Genomic DNA, 20,816 nt, shown 5'->3' with positions numbered 1-20,816 from the left:
CCAGTCTTTTAGTGATTGCGGTGTACGGCAAAAGAGCTCAAGTTGAGCAGGGCATCCTTGAACTGGCTCTCAGGCAATCCGGCTATCGATGCAGCGGCGCGCGCTGCCGCATCTTCGGCTTTGCGTTTGGTATAGTCCAGCGCGCCGGATGTCGTAACGGCCAGCAAGACCGCATCGAAATGTTCTTCATCGCCGTTTTCAATACAGCTGCGGACCAGTTCGCGTTGCTCGGTGCTGCCGTGTTCCATCAGATAGATCAATGGTAAGGTCGCCTTGCCTTCGCGCAAATCGTCACCCACATTCTTGCCGATATCTTCCGCATGGCCGGAATAGTCCAGTACATCGTCGATCAGCTGGAAGGCGGTGCCGAGCGAGCGGCCGTATTCGGCCGCGGCTTCGATTTCGTCTTCCGAGGCACCAGCGATCAGGGCGCCGAGCTGCGCGGCTGCTTCAAATAATTTGGCTGTTTTGGAGCGGATGACCTGCGTGTAGCGTTCTTCCGAAATATCCGGATCATGCATATTCAACAACTGCAGGACTTCGCCTTCGGCAATCACATTGGTCGCATCGGCCAGAATTTGCATGGCGCGGATGTTGCCGACGGTGACCATCATCTGAAATGCGCGCGAGTGTAAAAAGTCTCCGACCAATACCGACGCTGCATTGCCAAACAAGGCGTTGGCAGTCTTGCGGCCGCGTCGCAGTTCGGATTCATCCACTACGTCGTCATGCAGCAAGGTCGCCGTATGAATGAATTCGACCACGGCAGCCAGATCGTATTGATGGGTGCCGCGATAACCGAGCGCGTTGGCCATCAGCAACACCAGCACAGGCCGGATGCGTTTGCCGCCGGCACTGATGATGTAATCGGCGATTTGATTGACCAGCGCAACTTCCGAGTGGAGTTTTTGGCGAATCACCGCATCGACAGCGTTCATATCTGCAGCGATTGGTTGTATAAGCAGGTTTTGGGCAGAAGTTGTGGAAGGAGAAGCCAAGGGTAAGCCTGATGAATGAGCATGAATGAGCGGAATTATACGACGACAAACGCAGGGCGCGGCCCCATGTTGCGGTCAAGGAACAGGCTATTGTTCAAAATAGCCGTGTTTACAGTCTTTGACCGAGGCGGTAAGTCCATGTATAATTGGAGGTTTTCCCGATTCCGTCTGGGCAAGTTCCGGCGATTCGAAGAGAGAAAAGTCCTTAAATCATTTGATGAGGTTTCACATGTACGCGGTCATAAAAACCGGTGGCAAACAATATAAAGTTGTCGCTGGTGAAAAATTCAAAGTAGAACAGATACCGGCAGACATTGGATCCGAAATCACCCTTGATCAGGTGCTCGCATTGGGCGCTGGAGAAACCATTAAATTTGGTGCTCCGCTGGTTGAAGGTGCTACGGTCCTTGCTACGGTTGTCTCCCACGGTCGTCACGATAAAGTGAAGATTTTCAAGATGCGTCGCCGTAAGCACTACCAGAAGCACCAAGGCCATCGCCAAAATTACACCGAATTGCAGATCGTTTCGATCAACGGCTAAGCCGCTGATTCGGACTAACCAGATACAAGGAGTCAGAAATGGCACATAAAAAAGGCGGCGGCACTACGCGAAATGGTCGTGACTCAGAGTCAAAACGACTGGGCGTTAAAGTCTACGGTGGTCAAGTTATCAACGCTGGCGGCATCATTGTTCGCCAACGTGGTACCAAGATGCATCCAGGCGAAAACGTCGGCATGGGCAAGGATCACACCCTGTTCGCGCTGACCGATGGCAAAGTTGCTTTTGTTACCAAAGGCGCATTGCAACGTCATTACGTTACAGTAGTACCTGCTTAAGTTTTACTTAGGCACGCAAGGTAAGGCGAAAGCCTTCAATCGAAAGGCTCTGCCGTAGGTGGAGCCTTTTTAGTTTATGACGGCAAAAAATTATGAAGTTTATCGACGAAGCAAAAATCGAAGTCATTGCTGGTGATGGCGGCAACGGCGTCGCCTCCTTTTGTCGTGAAAAATTCAGACCTTTTGGCGGTCCGGACGGCGGCGATGGCGGCAAGGGCGGCAGCATCTATGCTGTAGCCGATCGAAACATCAACACGCTGGTCGATTTCCGCTACTCCAAAATGCACAAGGCACGCGATGGCGAAAACGGTCGCGGCGCAGATTGCTACGGCAAGGGTGCAGACGACATCAAGTTGCGCATGCCGGTTGGCACGCTGATCATCGACAACAACGATGGCGAGCTGATCGCCGACTTGACCGAGCATGGCCAGGAAGTCTTGATTGCCAAGGGCGGCGAAGGCGGCTGGGGCAATATCCATTTCAAATCGTCTACCAATCGTGCTCCGCGCCAAAAGTCGGAAGGCAAGGAAGGCGAACGACGCGAACTGCGGCTGGAGCTGAAAGTGCTCGCCGATATCGGTTTGCTCGGCATGCCGAATGCAGGTAAATCCACCTTCATTTCGGCCGTCTCCAATGCGCGTCCGAAGATCGCCGATTATCCATTTACCACGCTGCATCCGAATCTGGGTGTGGTGCGCGTCAGCCACGAAAAGAGTTTCGTGATTGCCGATATTCCTGGTCTCATCGAAGGCGCATCCGACGGTGCGGGCCTGGGGATTCAATTTCTGCGTCATCTGCAGCGTACACGCCTGCTGTTGCATATCGTCGATCTGGCGCCATTCGATAATATCGATCCAGTCAAGGAAGCCAAGGCGATCGTAAAGGAACTGAAAAAATACGATGAATCGCTGTTCGACAAGCCGCGCTGGCTGGTCTTGAACAAGCTGGATATGGTGCCGGAAGACGAGCGCAAAAAACGCGTGAAGGATTTCATCAAGCGCTTCGGCTGGAAAGGCCCGGTATTTGAAATTTCCGCCTTGACGCATGATGGTTGTTCCGAGCTGGTCACCGAGATCTATGACTACATCGCGATACAGCGTCAGGCAGAGCAACGTTCGGAAGAAACGGATATCAGCGAAGAAGCGCGTCTGATCGATTCGATCGATCCGGATGATCCGCGTTTCAAGATCATCGACTGACGCAATAGGCGTTAAACGGATTGCCGGCAGCGGCAATCCGGCATCAAAAACCAAAACAGTGCCGGATTACAAAGCATGGACTCTGCCATTCAATCAGCCAAACGCATCATCATCAAGGTCGGTTCTTCGCTCGTCACCAATGACGGCAAGGGACTGGATACTGCTGCGATTCAAAAATGGGCAGAGCAGATCGTTCAGTTGCGCGCCTTGGGCAAGGAAGTGGTGCTGGTCAGTTCAGGCGCAATTGCCGAAGGTATGCAGCGCCTTGGTTTTGACAAGCGGCCGACCGGGATTCATGAGTTGCAGGCTTGCGCTGCGGTAGGTCAAATGGGCCTCGCACAAATTTACGAAACCAGTTTTCGTCAGCATCAGGTGCAAACTGCGCAGATTCTGCTGACACACGCTGATCTGGCGGATCGTGAGCGTTATCTGAATGCCCGTTCGACCTTATTTACACTGCTGCAGCTGGGCGTAATACCCATCATCAATGAAAACGATACTGTCGTTACCGACGAAATCAAGTTTGGTGACAACGATACGCTGGGTGCATTGGTAGCCAATCTGATCGAAGCCGATGCCTTGATCATTCTGACTGATCAACGCGGCTTGTTCAGCGCCGATCCGCGCAAAGATCCGCATGCAGCCTTTATTCACGAAGCACAGGCTGGCGATGTCGCGCTGGAAGCGATGGCAGGCGGTGCTGGCAGCAGCCTTGGTCGTGGTGGCATGCTGACAAAAATACTGGCTGCCAAGCGGGCAGCATTGTCTGGTGCGCATACGGTGATTGCCTGGGGACGCGAAGAACAGGTGTTGACGCGGCTGGCGGCTGGCGAAGCAATCGGTACGCAATTGACTGCGCAAACCGCGCAACTGACAGCACGCAAGCAATGGATGGCTGATCATTTGCATACGGCAGGCAAGATTGTGCTCGATCAGGGGGCCGTGCTGAAATTAACGACAGAAGGAAAATCGCTGTTGCCTATCGGCGTGATCGAGGTATCCGGCAGTTTCGGACGCGGCGATGTGATTACCTGTGTCGATCAATCAGGCCATGCAATCGCACGCGGCATTACCAACTACACAAGCTCGGAAGCGCGCCGCATCATGCGCAAGCCGTCGACTGACATTTTATCCATTCTTGGTTTTGTGGAAGAGCCGGAACTGATACACCGCGATAATCTGGTCTTGTTGTAATAATCCTGTGCCGCGTTTAGCGGCGCCAGAATATCAGCCGGTTTTACCTGCCCGGCTGATTCCACTTTTTCCGGATATGTTCCGACCTATTCGTGCAGCAGATCGTCTGTCAGGGTTTTGCCTGACTTGATACGCTGCAGTATGTCCTTCTCATTTCCCATGACAGTCAGATTGCTGCAGAAGTAATCCTGCGCCAGCGCGGCGTGCTGGCGATTGACTTTGCTGCGTACGATGCCTTCCCACTGATCGCGGCGTGAGCGCGACCACGTGCCATCGTCGCGCCCGAAGGCATAGATTTTGTGCTCGAAGGAGGCGCAGCGTATACCTTCATAACTGATGCTTTTGGCACCGCCCCTGCTGACGGCCACCAACGTGTAACGCACCACGCCATCTTTGCCGATAGACAATGATTTCGCATCCAGCGCAAATGCCTGCGTCGCAGTCGGTCCGACGTAGAAGGGAAGCAGATTTTCATCCTTGGGGGCGGATGGCAACGCTGCCTCGATTTCCTCCCATGGTTTGACCTCTTCATCATTGAAGTTCTTGTTAAATTCCAGCTGCTGGGCAATAGAAATCTGCGCCATCGCTAAAAGCACCAGTCCGAACAGTGTTGGCGTCAGTTTACGCGAGGAAAAGAAAGACTTATTCATTGTTAGGCTTGGTCTGTTCAGTAGATGGTTCGTCGGTTTTGTGCGATGAATGTGTTTGGCGCAGGTAGCGCGCCGTATGATGGATTGCCCCGGAATGTGCAGGGCGCGACAGGAAGCGGGAAAGCTCTTGCAACGCACGTTGATAGACATCGCGTTTGAATTCGATCACGACATCGAGCGGAACCCAATAGTCATGCCAGCGCCATGCATCGAATTCAGGATGTTCGGTCAGACGCAGATTGACGTCGCAATCGCGGCCAACCATGCGTAGCAGAAACCAGATCTGTTTCTGGCCTTTGTAATGACCGCGAATTTCGCGTTTGATGAAATGATCCGGGACTTCATAGCGCAGCCAGTCGCGCGTGCGTCCGATGATTTTGACATGCTCAGCCCGCAAGCCGACTTCTTCTTCCAGCTCGCGGAACATTGCCTGTTCGGGTGTTTCGCCGAATTTGATACCGCCCTGCGGGAATTGCCACGAGTGCTCGCGCACCCGCTTGCCCCACCACACTTCATTCTGGGCGTTGATCAAAATAATGCCGACGTTTGGGCGAAAGCCTTCACGATCCAGCATAGTGCACCTCAAACTTTCTGCGGCTAACGGTACCCTCAATCGAAAATCGGCTTCTATACGGCCTTATACCGTCGCGCGCACGATGACGCGCGAACAACGAAGACAGTAATCAATTGTGCGAACAGTGGGTGCATCAGCCAGCTAATCCTTTAAAATTGAGTTGATTATAACCTTCTCTCTTTTTAAAAAGAATTCATCGTCATGCGCGCATCCCGTTTTTTCATTTCTACTCTTAAAGAAGCCCCTTCCGACGCAGAAATCGTCAGCCATAAGCTGATGATGCGCGCCGGCATGATCAAGCGCCTCGGCTCGGGTATTTATACTTATATGCCCATAGGCCTGCGCGTGATCCGCAAGGTGGAGGCGATCGTGCGCGAAGAAATGAACCGCGCCCACGCGATTGAATTGCTGATGCCCCTGGTACAGCCGGCCGAGCTGTGGCAGGAAACCGGCCGCTGGGACAAGATGGGCCCGGAATTGATGCGTGTGAAGGACAGGCATGGCCGCGATTACGCGATTCAGCCGACTTCGGAAGAAGTCGTCACCGATGTGGTACGTAGCGAAATCAAATCCTATCGTCAATTACCGCTCAATTTTTATCATATCCAGACCAAGTTTCGCGACGAGCGTCGTCCGCGCTTCGGCCTGATGCGCGGACGCGAATTCACGATGAAGGATGCGTATTCCTTTGATCGCGATGTGGAAGGTTTGAAACGTTCGTATCAAATCATGTTCGACGCCTATGTGAAGATTTTCAATCGCTTCGGCCTGCAGTTCCGTGCTGTGGCCGCTGACAATGGCGCCATCGGCGGTTCCGGTTCACATGAGTTTCACGTGATTGCCGATACCGGCGAAGATGCGATCGTCTATTGCCCGACTTCCGATTACGCGGCCAATATGGAGGCAGCAGAAGCGATTGCGCCAGCGGCTCCACGTGCTGCGGCGACGCAAGCGCTGACCAAGACGCCAACACCGGGCAAAGAAAAATGCGAAGACGTGGCCGCATTGCTGAATTTGCCATTGGCACAAACCGTCAAGTCCATCGTGTTGACGGTAGAAAAGGAAGACAAGGGCGCCGTCAGTAAGGAAATCTGGTTGTTGCTTCTGCGCGGCGACCATGAGCTGAACGAAGTAAAAACCGCGAAAATTCCAGGCCTGACCGACTACCGTTTTGCCAACGAAGCAGAGATCGTCGAATGGTTCGGTACAACGCCGGGCTATCTCGGTCCTGTCAATACCAAGAAGCCGGTCAACGTCATTGTGGACCGCACAGTTGCGGCAATGAGCGATTTTGTCTGCGGCGCGAATGAGGTCGACTTCCATTTCACCGGTGTGAACTGGGGGCGCGATTTGCCGGAAGCAACCGTGTTCGATATTCGCAATGTGGTCGAAGGCGATGCGTCGCCGGATGGAAAAGGCGTGCTGGCAATTCAGCGCGGCATTGAAGTCGGTCACGTATTCCAGTTGGGTACGGCGTATTCCGAAGCGATGAAAGCGACTTACCTGGATGAGAACGGCAAGCCGCAATTGATTCAAATGGGTTGCTACGGTATCGGTGTCACACGCATAGTCGGTGCCGCGATTGAGCAGAATTTCGATGACAAGGGCATCATCTGGCCAACCGCACTGGCGCCGTTTGAGGTGGTGTTGTGCCCCATGGGTTACGACCGTAGCGAGAGCGTCAAGGCGGAAACCGACAAGCTGTATGAGGCGCTGCAAGCTGCTGGTGTCGATGTCATTCTGGACGACCGTGGCGAACGCCCAGGCGCCATGTTTGCGGATTGGGAATTGATCGGCGCACCGCATCGCATCGTGATCGGAGAGCGCGGCCTGAAAGAGGGCGCACTGGAATATAAAGGCCGCCGTGACGCTGAGGCCACGGCAGTCGCGCCGGATGAAATGCTTGCTTTCATTCAAGCCAAACTGGCGGCATGATTGTTGCGATGCGACTGGCGATGACTGATATGGTCGCCGGGCTGCATGGCGATGGATGGCGACTCCTGTTCGGACGGTCGCTGCGATGTCTATTTGCAGCCGGCGTTTTCCTGTTTTTTCTGACGGGTAGTGCAGCAGTTTTTGCCGGCAATCAAAAAGAAGAAGCAATGGCCGACTCGGTGCGCATCGCCTTGTCGCGCGCGATTTCCGATCCGAGCCCGCCGATTCCGCAATTTGCGGAGATCAAGGAGCGCATCGATTATCTGCACTGGCTGGGCGAGATGTCGGATCGTCTTGCCAAGCGTATTCCGGATCGGCAGGTGCGCATCGAATTCCTGCGTACGGCCTGGTACGAAGCGCGTCGTGCCGGACTTGATCCTGCCCTGGTACTCGGATTGATACAGGTGGAATCGGCATTTCGCAAATATGCGGTATCGCCGGTGGGTGCCCACGGTTACATGCAGGTGATGCCGTTCTGGACGCGCGTCATTGGCGATGGCGATCGCAGCAAGCTGTTTCACATGCAAACCAATTTGCGTTTTGGCTGCTCGATACTGCGCATGTATCTGGATATGGAAAAAGGCGATCTGTTTCTTGCGCTCGGCCGCTATAACGGCAGTCGCGGCAGGGCAGAATATCCGAATGCGGTATTGGCATCCTGGAAAAAATGGGAACATCATCCCTGATGTACGCGCATCGCAGCTGGATAGTAAGACAGCGCGCTGGAAAAATATAAAAGACTGCAGCAGAAACAAAAACGCCCGCGCGATGCGGGCGTTTTTGTTTGGTACCTGAAAAATTATTTCAAGTGACCTGAGATGAGTTTGGTCATCTCGAACATCGATACTTGTTTCTTGCCACCAAAGACTGCTTTCAGCTTTTCATCGGCATCGATCATGCGTTTGTTGGCTTCGTTTTGCAGTTTGAATTTCTTGATGTATTCCCACACTTTTTTGGTTACTTCAGTGCGTGGTGCTGGTGCAGCGCCGATAACAGCGGCCAGAACTGCGGACGGTGTTACTGGTTTCATGAACGCGGCATTAGGCTTGCGTGCGGTTGCCGGTTTTTTAGCGGCTACTTTTTTTGCTGCCGGTTTTTTTACTGCGACTTTTTTCGCTGCTGGTTTTTTAGCGGCTACTTTTTTTGCAGGAGCTGCTTTCTTGGCAGGGGCTGCTTTTTTAGCGACTACTTTTTTTGCTGCTGGTTTCTTGGCGGCCGGTTTTTTGGCCGCTGGTTTTTTGGCTGTTGCCATCTTCAAACCTCCTTCACATTGTGTTGGGAAATTGCGCCACTTCACGCACCGCTAATAGTGGTGCGGATTTTCCTGCCACGCAAGTGTTTTTTGAGTGTTTAACGTGGTATTTGTAGGTTGCGCGCCACGCAGAGATCACAGGGAGAAAACGGCGGATGAAGCATTCGGACCGCGCGATTCATATTTGCCTGCCCCGAGTCGGTGGGTGAAGGGAATTTCTTCGGGAGCAAAGACGATCTTTTACGTCGATTTTGGAAGTGGAAAATGCCGTCGACACCGGTGAGGCAGGAGTCGGCATTGCACGATTGAAGTGCTGATGAAAGCGCTGCAGCATGAAAAAACCCGGCATCGGCCGGGCTGGCATGTCTTTCCAAAGGCGAAAATCAGCGCATGCCGGGCAGCATGCCTTTCATGCCGCGCATCATTTTCATCATATTGCCGCCTTTGAGTTTCTTCATCATCGACTGCATTTGATCGAATTGCGCCAGCATGCGATTGACTTCCTGCACCTGAACGCCGGCACCGGTGGCGATGCGGCGTTTGCGCGAGGCTTTGATCAGTTCCGGCTTGGCGCGTTCCTGCGGCGTCATCGAGTTGATGATGCCTTCCATGCGCCCCACCTGTTTATCGGCCATGCCCATGTTGGCGCCGCTGGCTGCCTGTTGCAGTTGTGCCGGCAGTTTGTCCATCAGATTGGACATGCCGCCCATCTTTTTCATTTGTGCCAGTTGCGATTTGAAATCGTTCAGATCGAATTTGCCGCCAACCTTGATTTTTTGCGCCAAGCCGGCCGCGGCATCCATGTCGACGCCTTTGCGTGCTTCTTCGACCAGCGCCAGGATGTCGCCCATGCCCAGAATGCGATCGGCCATGCGGCTGGGATCGAAGGCTTCCAGGCCGTCCAGTTTTTCCGCCACACCGGCGAATTTGATCGGTTTGCCGGTAATGTGACGTACGGACAGCGCCGCGCCGCCGCGTGAATCGCCATCCAGCTTGGTCAGTACGATACCGGTCAGTGGCAGTGCATCGCTGAAGGCTTTGGCGGTGTTGATCGCATCCTGCCCCAGCATCGCATCGACAACGAACAGGGTTTCAATCGGCTTGACTGCAGCATGTAGCGCGGTGATTTCCTGCATCATCGCTTCATCGATGCCAAGACGGCCGGCGGTATCGATGATCAGCACATCGTGATAATGCCGCTTGGCGTAATCGAGTGCCGCCAATGCAATATCGACCGGCTTGTCGGTCGTGCTGGAAGGGAAAAAGTCGGCGCCTACCTGTTCGGTGACAGTTTGCAACTGGCCGATCGCAGCCGGCCGATAGACGTCGGCGGAAACGGTCAGGACCTTCTTTTTCTTTTGTTCGCGCAAATATTTGGCGAGCTTGCCGACGGTGGTGGTTTTACCTGCGCCTTGCAAACCGGCCATCAGGATGATGGCGGGCGGCTGGGTGGCGAAATTGAGTTGCGATGCTTCCGGTCCCAGATCGGCGCCCATGATGGCAGCCAGTTCGCGCTGGACGACACCGACCAATGCCTGCCCCGGCGAGAGCGAGCCGATGACATCTTCGCCCATCGCCTTTTCCTTGACGCGGCCGATGAACTCTCTGACGGCGGGTAGTGCAACGTCGGCTTCCAGCAAGGCGAGCCGGACTTCGCGCAGCATTTCTGCGGTATTCGATTCGGTCAGGCGCGCTTCTCCGCGCATGGTTTTGACCGCTTTGGCAAGGCGTTGGGTGAGATTGTCGAGCATGGATGATGGCGATTAATGTAAGGATGGTGCGTTATGGGTGAAGCGCGGCGCGGCGAAACATACGCAGGCGACGCAGGCAGGCTTCATTTTACCCGATGCGGTGGCGGATGACCGGGCTTGTAAACAGAGTGGATTTGCACTGAAATGGAAGAATGCAGAACTTGCTGCCTGGGTTGTATGTTGTATAAGCGTTTTTTCTTGGCTGATGGTAATGTCGCGGTAATCATTTCGTGGCGCAGGGGAATATGCTGCCCCGATATTTGGCGCGGCAGCATGGCGAAATCCATCCCGGCATGAAACAGGCGATTTCTCCGACGCCGGCTTGCGAATCACATGGTGTAAACTTAAACGATGTATACATACTTATTTGTCCTGGCTGCTTTTTGCTATGCGGTGTGCGCGTGCCTGCCGTCGAAAAACCGTATGGCCATTTCGCTGGGCACCTTGTTCGGCTGGCTGCTGCATGGTGGCGCGCTATGGGTGGACGTGGTGACATCCGGCTCCTTGCGCATGGGGTTCGCGATTATGCTGTCCGGGACTTTGTGGATTTCGGTCGCCGCCTACTGGCTGGAAAATCGCAACTTCAGCCTGGATGGTTTGCGCATACTGGTCTTGCCTTGTGCTGCGGTCAGCGTCTTGCTGCCGACGATTTTTCCTGGCAACCTGATTCCGCTCGATGGCAAATCAGCACTGTTCCCGTGGCATATTGCGATCGCGATGCTGGCCTATAGCACGCTGACCATTGCCGCCTTCCATGCGGTGCTGATGGCCTTGCAGGAATCCAAACTGCATACGCGCCGAGGGACGCAAAAAGCCGGCTTGTTCGCACTGGCGCTGGATCGTTTGCCGGCTTTGCTGACGATGGAAAAACTGTTGTTCCGCCTGATCGGTTTCGGGTTTGTCCTGTTGACGCTGACCGTATTGTCCGGCGTGGTGTTTTCCGAAGAATTATTCGGCAAAGCTTTCAAATGGGAGCATAAGACGATTTTCACGATGCTGTCCTGGCTGTTGTTCGGGGTTTTGCTGGCCGGGCGCAAGTGGCGCGGCTGGCGCGGCAAGACGGCGCTCAGTTTTACCCTCACCGGTTTTACTACCTTGCTGCTGGCTTATGTGGGTAGCCGTTTTGTGCTGGAAGTGGTGCTGCATCGGGGTGTTGCATGAAATTGTTGTTGTGGGCCGCCATCATTCTTGCGGTCATCTGGATACTCCGCAGTAAAAAATCGGCGGCCAAGGCTGATAATGCAACGCCGCCACGTTCGACCGAGGGCGCAGCAGAAGCTATGTTGAGCTGCGCGCATTGCAAGACTTATTTCCCGGCTTCCGAAGCCGTATTCGATTCTTCGCATACCGCATTTTGCTGTGTGGAGCATCGCCGCCAGCATGCGGCACATTAATTCATGAAGCAGGCTAAACCGGTTTTTGACGACGCCCGGGCGACCTTCTGGCGCACGCTGCAGACCTTTGCATTCACGCGCACCTTGATCGTGGCGGTTCTGCTCGTTTATTTCAGTTTGAGTGAAGCGAAGCTGTGGCCGGACAGGCAGCAGTTCTGGGAAGCATGCCTTGTCTATCTGCTGCTTGCCTTGCTGTTTGTACTGTCGTCGCTGTATTGGCGGCGCCGCTTCATGCTGCAGCTGGTGTTACAGATAGCGCTTGATATCGGCGCCATCAGCTTTCTTTACCTGTCGGCGGGCGGCATCAAAAGCGGGCTGGCAATTCTGTATCTGTTCCCGCTGGCGGGCGGAGCGATTCTGGCGCCGCTGGTACTGGCGCTGTTTTTTGTTTCCGCAGTGACGCTGATCCTGCTGGCGGAAAACGGTTATCAACTGCTGAATGCAGGCGCAGATATTTCATCTTCGCAGGTCGGCTTGTACTGCGCGGCATTTTTCATCGTTATATTTGCGATCAATCGTCTGGCCGCTCGCTTGATCAAGCAGGAATCGCTGGCGCTGGGACGTGGCAAGGCGCTGCATGTGCAACAGGCGATCAATCGCCTGATCATTGCGGATATGGAAGACGGCATTCTGGTAGTTGATCGCAGGGGGCGGGTATTGACGAGCAATCCCGCCGCTGCGCGCATGCTGGGTCTGACCTTCCCGCATGAAAAAGCGTATGGAAAATTATCCGATATGGCGTGGTTGCGACCCATCGCCGATGCCTATCTGGCATGGGATGCAAAAGCTGGTTTGCGTGCAACGACGCAGGCGAATGTGCCGACCTTTGTTTTAATCAAGCAGACTGACGATACTACTTTGCAGGGTGGGACAACGGTCATGGGCGGCCGCAGGGAATTGATTACGCATCTGAAACTGCGTTTTGCCAAAGTGGATGCTGATGGCGTGCTGGAAGATAGAGTCGTGATTTTTCTGCAGGATGTCACTGAAATCGAAAATCGCGCGCAACAACTGAAGCTCGCATCCATGGGCCGTTTGACCGCCAGCATCGCGCACGAAGTGCGCAATCCGCTGTCGGCAATCGGGCATGCAGCTTCGCTGTTGAGCGAAGAAGAGCCGGACGCAGGCCGACAGCGGCTACTGACGATCATTAGTGAAAACGTGGCGCGCCTGAACCGGATGATAGAAGATATTCTGAAGCTGTCGCGCAAGGCGCATCAATATCATGAGCCGCTTTGCCTCGGCTTGCTGTTTGACGATGTGCTGGCCGAGTTGCATGAAATGCATGCAGTGAAGGAGGGGATGATTGCGATCAGCGATATGGCGCCACACAAAGTGCGTTTCGATCCCCTGCATTTGCGTGAAATCGTCTTGAACTTGCTGACAAATGCGTTACGCTACGCAAGCGGTGCCGCCGGTAGTATCCGGGTCTATATTGTTCCCGGTATCGGCCATAGACTTGAATTGCACGTGCAGGATGACGGCCCGCAGATCAAGTCGGCTGTGCGCGCCCATTTGTTTGAACCGTTCTACACAACATCCAGCAAAGGTACCGGTCTTGGCCTCTATCTGGCGCGCGAATTGTGCTTGAATAATGGCGCGATGCTGAATTATGAATATCGCACCGATGATGAAAAGAATCTGCCTGCCGGGCGCTTCGTGATCACCTTTGGCAATAATGAAAACATCTAAGCATATGAACCGTAAAGGCCGCGTGTCATGACTTCTCCCCGGATCCTGATTGTTGACGATGAAGCAGATCTGCGTGAGTTGCTGGAGATTACGCTCGTCAAGATGGGGTTGGACATCGATAGCGCTCCAACGCTGGAAGCGGCGCGCGCGTATCTGGCCAAGACCGAATATGCGCTGGTGCTGACCGATATGCGCTTGCCGGATGGTTTGGGTATCGAGCTGGTGCAGGAAGTTGCCGCGCAATACAAGAACACGCCGATTGCCGTGATTACCGCCTTCGGCAGCGCCGACAATGCAGTGATTGCATTGAAAGCGGGCGCCTTCGATTATCTGTCCAAGCCGGTCGGCCTGGAGCAATTGCGCGTGATGGTGCGTTCCGCCCTGCGCATCAGCCAGGGTGGTGCCAGTGACAAGGCGAATCAGAAGCCGGTTGCGCCAACCGCGTTGCGCCTGATGGGGCAATCCGATGCGATGCAGGCCTTGCGTGCACAAATCGCGCGTCTGGCGCGCAGCATGGCACCGGTGGCAATTAGCGGCGAATCGGGCAGCGGCAAGGAATTGGCCGCACGCGATATTCATGCGCAGAGCGCGCGTAACGACAAACCTTTTGTCGCGGTTAACTGCGGCGCCATTCCGGAAGCATTGATGGAAGCGGAGTTTTTCGGTTACCGCAAGGGCGCGTTTACCGGTGCTGCAGATGACAGAGACGGATTTTTCCAGGCCGCAAACGGCGGTACGCTGTTACTGGATGAAGTCGCTGATTTGCCGTTGGCGATGCAAGTCAAATTGCTGCGTGCCATCCAGGAGCGTTGCGTGCGCAAGGTGGGGGCGACGGCGGAAGAGCCGGTCGATGTACGCATTATCAGTGCGACGCACCAGAATCTGCATGACTGCGTAGGCAAGGGTACATTCCGCCAGGACTTGTACTATCGCCTCAATGTCATCGAACTGCATCTGCCGCCGCTGCGGGAACGGCTGGATGATATCGGTTTGCTGGCGCAAGCCATTTTGGCCAGACTTGGCAGCAGCGAGCAGGCGGCATTATCGCCGGCAGCATTGGCTGCGTTGTGCAGCTATTCTTTCCCTGGTAATGTGCGCGAGCTGGAAAACATCCTGGAGCGTGCGCTGGCATTTGCCAACGACGGCTTGATCGAAGTGACGGATTTGGCGTTGAAAGCGTCGCCGCCTCTGAATGCCGCGCATGCGTTGCTGCCTGCTGCAGTCAGCCAGCCCGTGCCGGAGCAGGCAGAATCTGAAGCATTGATTTCGCCGGCGCCTGCCAGCGATATTCCCGAATCTTTGCCTGACCATCTGGACGATGTGGAGCGCGAGATCATTCGGCGCGCCCTGGCTAAAACCAGATTCAATCGGACGCAAGCGGCGGAATTGCTCGGCATCAGCTTCCGTCAGTTGCGTTATCGGATGCAACGATTGGACATCAATGCACCGGAATAAGGCTCCCGTCCATGCATCCTTGCCGTTTCAGATCGATGCAAACGGCTGGGCGGCTGATGTTGTGCGCCTGCCATCACCCAATTTCGATCAGCGTGCGGAAGGAATGGAAATTGCATTGCTGGTGATTCATAACATCAGCCTGCCTCCGGGGCAGTTTGGCGGTCCGTTTATTGCCGATCTGTTTCTGAATCAGCTTGATTACACTGCCGATCCGTATTTCGATCAATTGAAGCCCTTGCGTGTGTCTGCTCATTTTCTGATTCGGCGCGATGGCATGGTCATGCAATTCGTATCGGCCAGCGACAGGGCGTGGCATGCCGGCGCTTCTTCTTTTTGCGGACAGGAGCGCTGCAATGATTTTTCGATCGGAATTGAACTGGAAGGCACCGATTTCGAGCCATTCGAGGATGCGCAATACGCGGCGCTTGCATCGCTTACCGTGGCATTGAAACTGGCGTATCCGTTGCAGCATGTAAGTGGGCACGAACAGATTGCTCCCGGCCGCAAAACCGATCCCGGTCCGTTTTTCAACTGGGCTGAGTATCAGGCACTGTATCGAAAAAAGTATGCGGAGCTGAGCGAAAACGCGACGCAGGAATTGACGCAAGAACAGTTGAGAAGCAGGACGACGCCAGACAATTTGCAGTTCTGCATAGTTTAAAAAATACCCTCTGGCAATCCCAAACAAGCATATAAAAAAATATATCGGGAACAGGCAAGAAAGTGATTGCATCCCCGACTTTACCGCACTAGAATTAGTGCAGATCATAACTTCCGCACTAGATGTAGTGGGTTTTGCCGATCTTCCCTAAGGTTTGTTCAGCTGTTTGCTTCACCATAATTTGTCTCTATATACATATTATTAGCAGGGGCCCTGAGCAGATGTCACTCAATACAATTAAATCAATAGAGTCCATATAGGCGTCTGGCGCAGTGCGTCAGGCAGGGTAGTCCCTACATTTTTCGTGAAAACGGCAGCATCATGTTTTCTCTCTTACAACCAGCAGGACAATCGTTTTTAAAGGAGTTGTAATGCTCTCTCCGCAAGAAATTTCGACCAAGTCGTCGACAGAAATCAGCAATATCGCGCCTCTCGCGGTTGCGGCGTCAACCCCTAACATTAATAGCGCAGCTTTGGGCGACTATCGCATTCTGCGTCGTAATGGCGCGGTGGTCGGTTTTGAACCATCGAAAATTTCCATCGCCGTGACGAAAGCCTTTTTGGCAGTCAATGGCGGACAAGGCGCAGCATCTGCGCGCGTACGCGAACTGGTTGAGCAATTGACCGCGAATGTGGTGAATGCCTTGGTACGCCGTCAACCGGCTGGTGGCACCTTCCATATTGAAGATATTCAGGATCAAGTCGAACTGGCGCTGATGCGCTCGGGTGAGCACGATGTTGCGCGTGCTTATGTCTTGTATCGTTTTAAACGCATGGAAGAGCGCGCGCAGCAGCAAGCCGCCAAACCGGTTGTTGAATCCGAACATCAATTGCACGTTACCGAAAACGGTCAGCGTCGTCCGCTGGACATGAATCAGGTCCGCGACCTGATCAATGCAGCTTGCCTTGGACTTGAAAAGCACGTCGATGCAGATGCCATCCTGCGCGAAACAGTCAAGAATCTGTATGACGGCGTACCGGTTGAAGAATTGCACAAGTCGGCAATTCTGGCAGCGCGCGCGCTGATGGAAAAAGATCCCGCCTACAGTACCGTGACAGCACGTTTGCTGATGCACACCATCCGTAAAGAAGTATTCGGCAAGGAAGTGGCGCAAGCCAATGCACCGGCAGAATATCTGGTCTACTTCGCACAATTCATCAAAAAAGGCATTGCTGCCGAGCTGCTGGATGCCAAGCTGGGTGAATTCGATCTGAAAAAACTGGCAGATGCGTTGAAACCGGAACGCGATTTGCAATTCGGCTATCTCGGTCTGCAAACCTTGTATGACCGCTATTTCCTGCATATTGCAGACCAACGTATTGAAATGCCGCAAGCGTTTTACATGCGGGTTGCGATGGGTTTGGCGCTGAACGAAGCGAATCGCGAAGAGCGTGCAATCGAGTTCTACAATCTGTTGTCGAGTTTTGACTTCATGAGCTCGACACCAACCTTGTTCAATTCCGGTACCCAGCGTTCACAATTGTCTTCATGCTATTTGACAACCGTTGGCGATGACTTGGCTGGCATTTACGATGCCATCAAGGAAAACGCATTGCTGGCGAAATACGCTGGTGGTTTGGGTAACGACTGGACGCCAGTCCGTTCGCTCGGCGCGCATATCAAAGGCACTAACGGCCGTTCACAAGGTGTTGTTCCATTCCTGAAAGTCGTCAACGACACCGCAGTTGCGGTGAATCAGGGTGGCAAACGCAAAGGTGCGGTCTGCGCCTATCTGGAAACCTGGCACATGGATATCGAGGAATTCCTCGATCTGCGTAAAAACACTGGCGATGATCGTCGCCGTACGCATGACATGAATACTGCGAACTGGATTCCTGATCTGTTCATGAAGCGCGTCATGGAAAAAGGCGAGTGGACCCTGTTCTCGCCATCCGATGCGCCGGACCTGCACGACAAAGTCGGCAAGGCATTTGAAGAAGCCTACACCGGCTACGAAGCCAAAGCGGCACGCGGCGAATTGAAGCTGTTCAAGAAAATCCAGGCGCTGGATCTGTGGCGCAAGATGTTGTCGATGTTGTTTGAAACCGGCCATCCATGGATCACATTCAAGGACCCGTGCAACATCCGTTCGCCGCAGCAGCACGTAGGTGTGGTTCACAGCTCGAACCTGTGCACCGAGATCACATTGAATACCAATGAATCGGAAATTGCAGTCTGCAACCTGGGTTCGGTCAACATGCCGGCGCATATGAAAGACGGCAAGCTGGATCACGTCAAGCTGCAAAAAACCATACGCACTGCGATGCGCATGCTGGATAACGTGATTGATATTAACTATTACGCGGTTAATAAGGCACGTGATTCGAACCTGCGTCACCGCCCGGTCGGCCTCGGTATCATGGGATTCCAGGATTGCCTGCACATGATGCGCATTCCGTATGCATCCAACGATGCCGTGCAGTTTGCCGATAGCTCGATGGAAGCCGTTTGCTATTACGCTTACTACGCCTCGACCGAACTGGCGGAAGAACGCGGCCGTTACAGCTCCTACAAGGGTTCCTTGTGGGATAGAGGCATCCTGCCGCAAGACTCGCTCAAACTGCTGGCTGAAGAGCGTGGTGCCCAATATCTGGAGGCCGATTACAGCGAAACCTTTGACTGGACACCATTGCGCGCACGCATCAAGGAATTCGGCATGCGCAATTCAAACTGCGTGGCGATTGCTCCAACTGCGACGATTTCCAACATCATCGGCGTTTCGGCCTGCATCGAACCGACTTACCAGAACCTGTACGTCAAATCGAACCTGTCCGGTGAGTTCACCGAGATCAACGAATACCTGGTGCGTGATCTGAAAGCACGTGGCTTGTGGGATGAAGTCATGATTTCCGATCTCAAATACTTCGACGGCAGCCTGGCGAAGATCGATCGCATTCCGCAGGACCTGCGCGATATCTATGCAACGGCATTCGAAGTCGAGCCTTCATGGCTGGTGGAAGCTGCATCGCGCCGTCAAAAATGGATCGATCAGGCACAATCGCTGAACATCTACATGGCTGGCGCATCGGGTAAAAAACTCGATGACACCTACAAGCTGGCATGGTTGCGTGGCCTGAAAACCACGTATTACCTGCGTACCATGGGTGCAACGCATACCGAGAAATCGACCTCAAAAACCGGTGCATTGAACGCGGTTGATTCTGGTGGTGGATCGTCGGTTTCTGCGCAATCTGCGGCAGAAACGGATGGCCCGGCGTGCATGTTGCGTCCAGGTGATGCCGGATTTGAAGAATGCGAAGCCTGCCAGTAATACAGGTTTCGAGACGTAAAAAATGACACTCATGATGCTGCATTGAACTTGAGTTCGATAATGCTGACAAAGCCGTATGAGGTTTTGTCAGCATGAATAGTTAGATCTGCATCAGCACAATAGGAAGAAGGAAATAAATCATGCTAAGTTGGGATGAAGAAGCCAAACCTGCAGCACCGCAGCCGGCATTGCAACCAGCACTGCAACAAGTACGCGACGCAGCAGCACAACGTGTACAAGCTCAAGAGGTCGCCATGGATCCTGCATTAGTAGCAAAGCCAGTCGCTGCCGCTGATCCCACGCGTCGCATGGATGCCGCCGACAAGCGCGTCATCAATGGCCAAACCGACGTCAATCAGCTGGTTCCGTTCAAATACAAATGGGCATGGGACAAGTATCTGGCCGGTTGCGCAAACCACTGGATGCCGCAGGAAATCAACATGCAGCGCGATATCGAGCTGTGGAAAAACCCTAACGGTTTGACCGACGATGAACGCCGTCTGGTCAAACGCAATCTCGGGTTTTTCGTGACGGCAGATTCGCTGGCGGCCAACAATATCGTGCTCGGTACCTACCGTCACATCACGGCGCCGGAATGCCGCCAGTACCTGTTGCGTCAGGCGTTTGAAGAAGCGATCCACACGCATGCCTACCAGTACATCGTCGAATCGTTGGGTCTGGACGAAGGCGAAATCTTCAATGCGTACAACGAAGTGGAATCGATACGCGACAAGGATCAGTTTCTGATCCCTTTCATCGAGACGCTGACCGATCCGCAATTCACCACCGGCACGACCGAGAATGATCAGAAATTGCTGCGCTCGCTGATCGTATTCGCGTGTCTGATGGAAGGCTTGTTCTTCTACGTCGGCTTCGCGCAGATCCTCGCGCTCGGTCGTCAAAACAAGATGATGGGTGCGGCCGAACAGTATCAATACATTCTGCGCGACGAATCCATGCACTGCAATTTCGGGATCGATTTGATCAACACAATCAAGCTCGAAAATCCGCATTTGTGGACGCCGCAATTTCGCGATGAAATTAAAACGTTGTTTTTACGCGCAGTAGAGTTGGAATATCGTTACGCAGAGGATACAATGCCGCGTGGAGTGCTTGGACTGAATGCTCCGATGTTCAAAGGTTATTTGAGATTTATCGCAAATCGTCGCGCGCAACAAATCGGTTTAGAGCCGATGTTCGAACAAGAGGAAAACCCTTTCCCTTGGATGAGCGAAATGATCGATCTGAAAAAAGAGCGTAACTTTTTTGAGACACGTGTCATCGAATACCAGACAGGTGGCGCACTCAACTGGGAATAATCGGTTTGCGTTGAACCTAGAATGTCAGTCGAAAAAAGATGGCACAAGACTGCAAAAACAGGAAAGGCAACAACCAAATTTAATGAACAGTAGAAGACCTATACGATCTCATCTGCTCAAGCCGCACCACCTGATTCAGTCAGGTGTGGCGGCTTTTTCTTTGAAAAATGGTTTGTTTTTCGGAAACAGAATTCCAATGCCGGCATGATTGCTGGCGTTTTTTTTGGCTCATACAGTCGCGTTGCGACGTCACGCGTATAGCCATGTAAGGCTGAAGTGCTGCATAAGTGAGGGGATGCAGCAGTTCAGCTGGTGCCGAATTCATTAGCGCAAGCAAGAGTACGCTTGTGCCGATGAATAATCCGCCAGTTCCATCGCGATGGGGTGGGCGGGTTTCCAACCTAGAAGCTTGATTTTTTCCATCACGTGAAGGAGAAACAAAATGGCAACAGCAGCAAAAAAACCAGCAGCCAAGAAACCAGCTGCCAAGAAAGCAGTAGCAAAAAAACCTGTGGCTAAAAAAGCTGCAGCTAAAAAGCCAGTAGCGAAAAAAGCCGTAGCTAAAAAGCCAGTGGCTAAAAAAGCTGTAGCGAAAAAAGTAGTTGCCAAGAAAAAACCGGCAGCGAAAAAAGC

19 protein-coding genes are annotated in these 20,816 nt (G+C 53.5%); 14 read left to right on the top strand and 5 right to left on the bottom strand.

The annotated features are described in order from the left end of the window. Positions 1-8 precede the first annotated feature (8 nt). Entirely contained in the window at positions 9-938 is a 930-nt protein-coding gene (gene ispB / locus ABWP27_RS05605; protein ID WP_353154513.1) for an octaprenyl diphosphate synthase, read from the bottom strand. Between the two features lie 289 nt (positions 939-1,227). On the opposite strand from ispB, the gene rplU reads away from it, so the two are divergent. The 4 genes from rplU to proB all read left to right on the top strand — a co-directional run bounded on the left by rplU (position 1,228) and on the right by proB (position 4,228). After that, on the top strand, positions 1,228-1,539 hold the full coding sequence (gene rplU, locus ABWP27_RS05600) for a 50S ribosomal protein L21 (RefSeq protein WP_041322652.1): 312 nt from the start codon (positions 1,228-1,230) through the stop codon (positions 1,537-1,539). Positions 1,540-1,577: 38 nt separating this feature from the next. After that, complete coding sequence (gene rpmA, locus ABWP27_RS05595) at positions 1,578-1,835, top strand: 50S ribosomal protein L27 (protein ID WP_353154510.1); 258 nt, start codon at positions 1,578-1,580, stop codon at positions 1,833-1,835. A gap of 92 nt (positions 1,836-1,927) precedes the next feature. Next, entirely contained in the window at positions 1,928-3,034 is a 1,107-nt protein-coding gene (gene cgtA / locus ABWP27_RS05590) for an Obg family GTPase CgtA (protein WP_353154507.1), read from the top strand. A gap of 75 nt (positions 3,035-3,109) precedes the next feature. Beyond that, on the top strand, positions 3,110-4,228 hold the full coding sequence (gene proB / locus ABWP27_RS05585) for a glutamate 5-kinase (RefSeq protein WP_353154504.1): 1,119 nt from the start codon (positions 3,110-3,112) through the stop codon (positions 4,226-4,228). A gap of 86 nt (positions 4,229-4,314) precedes the next feature. Here proB and ABWP27_RS05580 read toward each other — a convergent pair whose 3' ends face one another. Together ABWP27_RS05580 and ABWP27_RS05575 are read right to left on the bottom strand one after the other, a co-directional pair. Beyond that, the gene (locus tag ABWP27_RS05580) at positions 4,315-4,878 is read right to left on the bottom strand and encodes a CNP1-like family protein (RefSeq protein ID WP_353154501.1); all 564 of its coding nucleotides are present in this window, start codon (positions 4,876-4,878) and stop codon (positions 4,315-4,317) included. Further along, a complete protein-coding gene (locus tag ABWP27_RS05575; RefSeq protein ID WP_353154498.1) occupies positions 4,871-5,452 on the bottom strand; it encodes an RNA pyrophosphohydrolase in 582 nt (193 codons plus the stop codon). Before ABWP27_RS05575 ends, ABWP27_RS05580 begins: the two co-directional genes overlap by 8 nt. A 201-nt stretch (positions 5,453-5,653) precedes the next feature. Between ABWP27_RS05575 and ABWP27_RS05570 the strand changes: the two genes are divergently transcribed. Together ABWP27_RS05570 and ABWP27_RS05565 are read left to right on the top strand one after the other, a co-directional pair. Then, positions 5,654-7,387: a proline--tRNA ligase gene (locus ABWP27_RS05570; RefSeq protein WP_353154495.1), complete on the top strand. Its 1,734-nt coding sequence runs from the start codon at positions 5,654-5,656 to the stop codon at positions 7,385-7,387. Then, positions 7,384-8,073 (top strand): lytic transglycosylase domain-containing protein, encoded by a 690-nt coding sequence (locus tag ABWP27_RS05565; protein ID WP_353154492.1) that lies wholly within the window; start codon positions 7,384-7,386, stop codon positions 8,071-8,073. The genes ABWP27_RS05570 and ABWP27_RS05565 overlap by 4 nt, the downstream gene beginning before the upstream one ends. Before the next feature lie 113 nt (positions 8,074-8,186). On the opposite strand, the gene ABWP27_RS05560 is transcribed toward ABWP27_RS05565, so the two are convergent. Beyond that, positions 8,187-8,639, bottom strand: coding sequence for an SWIB/MDM2 domain-containing protein (locus ABWP27_RS05560; RefSeq protein ID WP_353154489.1), 453 nt, complete (start codon positions 8,637-8,639; stop codon positions 8,187-8,189). 383 nt (positions 8,640-9,022) lie between these two features. Then, a complete protein-coding gene (gene ffh / locus ABWP27_RS05555) occupies positions 9,023-10,390 on the bottom strand; it encodes a signal recognition particle protein (protein ID WP_353154486.1) in 1,368 nt (455 codons plus the stop codon). 351 nt (positions 10,391-10,741) lie between these two features. Between ffh and ABWP27_RS05550 the strand changes: the two genes are divergently transcribed. From ABWP27_RS05550 to ABWP27_RS05515, 8 genes are all read left to right on the top strand, one after another. Further along, on the top strand, positions 10,742-11,551 hold the full coding sequence (locus ABWP27_RS05550; RefSeq protein WP_353154483.1) for a cytochrome C assembly family protein: 810 nt from the start codon (positions 10,742-10,744) through the stop codon (positions 11,549-11,551). After that, positions 11,548-11,784, top strand: coding sequence for a PP0621 family protein (locus tag ABWP27_RS05545; protein ID WP_353154480.1), 237 nt, complete (start codon positions 11,548-11,550; stop codon positions 11,782-11,784). The genes ABWP27_RS05550 and ABWP27_RS05545 overlap by 4 nt, the downstream gene beginning before the upstream one ends. 3 nt (positions 11,785-11,787) lie before the next feature. After that, positions 11,788-13,476, top strand: a complete 1,689-nt coding sequence (locus ABWP27_RS05540; protein ID WP_353154477.1) for a two-component system sensor histidine kinase NtrB — start codon at positions 11,788-11,790, stop codon at positions 13,474-13,476. Between the two features lie 27 nt (positions 13,477-13,503). Further along, positions 13,504-14,931: a sigma-54-dependent transcriptional regulator gene (locus ABWP27_RS05535; RefSeq protein WP_353154474.1), complete on the top strand. Its 1,428-nt coding sequence runs from the start codon at positions 13,504-13,506 to the stop codon at positions 14,929-14,931. Next, a complete protein-coding gene (ampD, locus tag ABWP27_RS05530) occupies positions 14,918-15,592 on the top strand; it encodes a 1,6-anhydro-N-acetylmuramyl-L-alanine amidase AmpD (protein WP_353154471.1) in 675 nt (224 codons plus the stop codon). The genes ABWP27_RS05535 and ampD overlap by 14 nt, the downstream gene beginning before the upstream one ends. 371 nt (positions 15,593-15,963) lie before the next feature. Next, positions 15,964-18,864, top strand: coding sequence for a ribonucleoside-diphosphate reductase subunit alpha (locus tag ABWP27_RS05525; RefSeq protein ID WP_353154468.1), 2,901 nt, complete (start codon positions 15,964-15,966; stop codon positions 18,862-18,864). A gap of 140 nt (positions 18,865-19,004) precedes the next feature. Then, a complete protein-coding gene (locus ABWP27_RS05520; RefSeq protein WP_353154465.1) occupies positions 19,005-20,183 on the top strand; it encodes a ribonucleotide-diphosphate reductase subunit beta in 1,179 nt (392 codons plus the stop codon). Between the two features lie 442 nt (positions 20,184-20,625). Further along, the coding region (locus tag ABWP27_RS05515) for a histone H1-like repetitive region-containing protein (protein WP_353154462.1) at positions 20,626-20,816 on the top strand (191 nt) is incomplete at its 3' end.

Source organism: Herminiimonas fonticola (genome assembly GCF_040395855.1).
Lineage (GTDB): Bacteria > Pseudomonadota > Gammaproteobacteria > Burkholderiales > Burkholderiaceae_D > Oxalicibacterium > Oxalicibacterium fonticola_A.
Note: the sequence above shows the minus strand (reverse complement) of the source record. Positions and strands in the feature narration are given on the sequence as shown.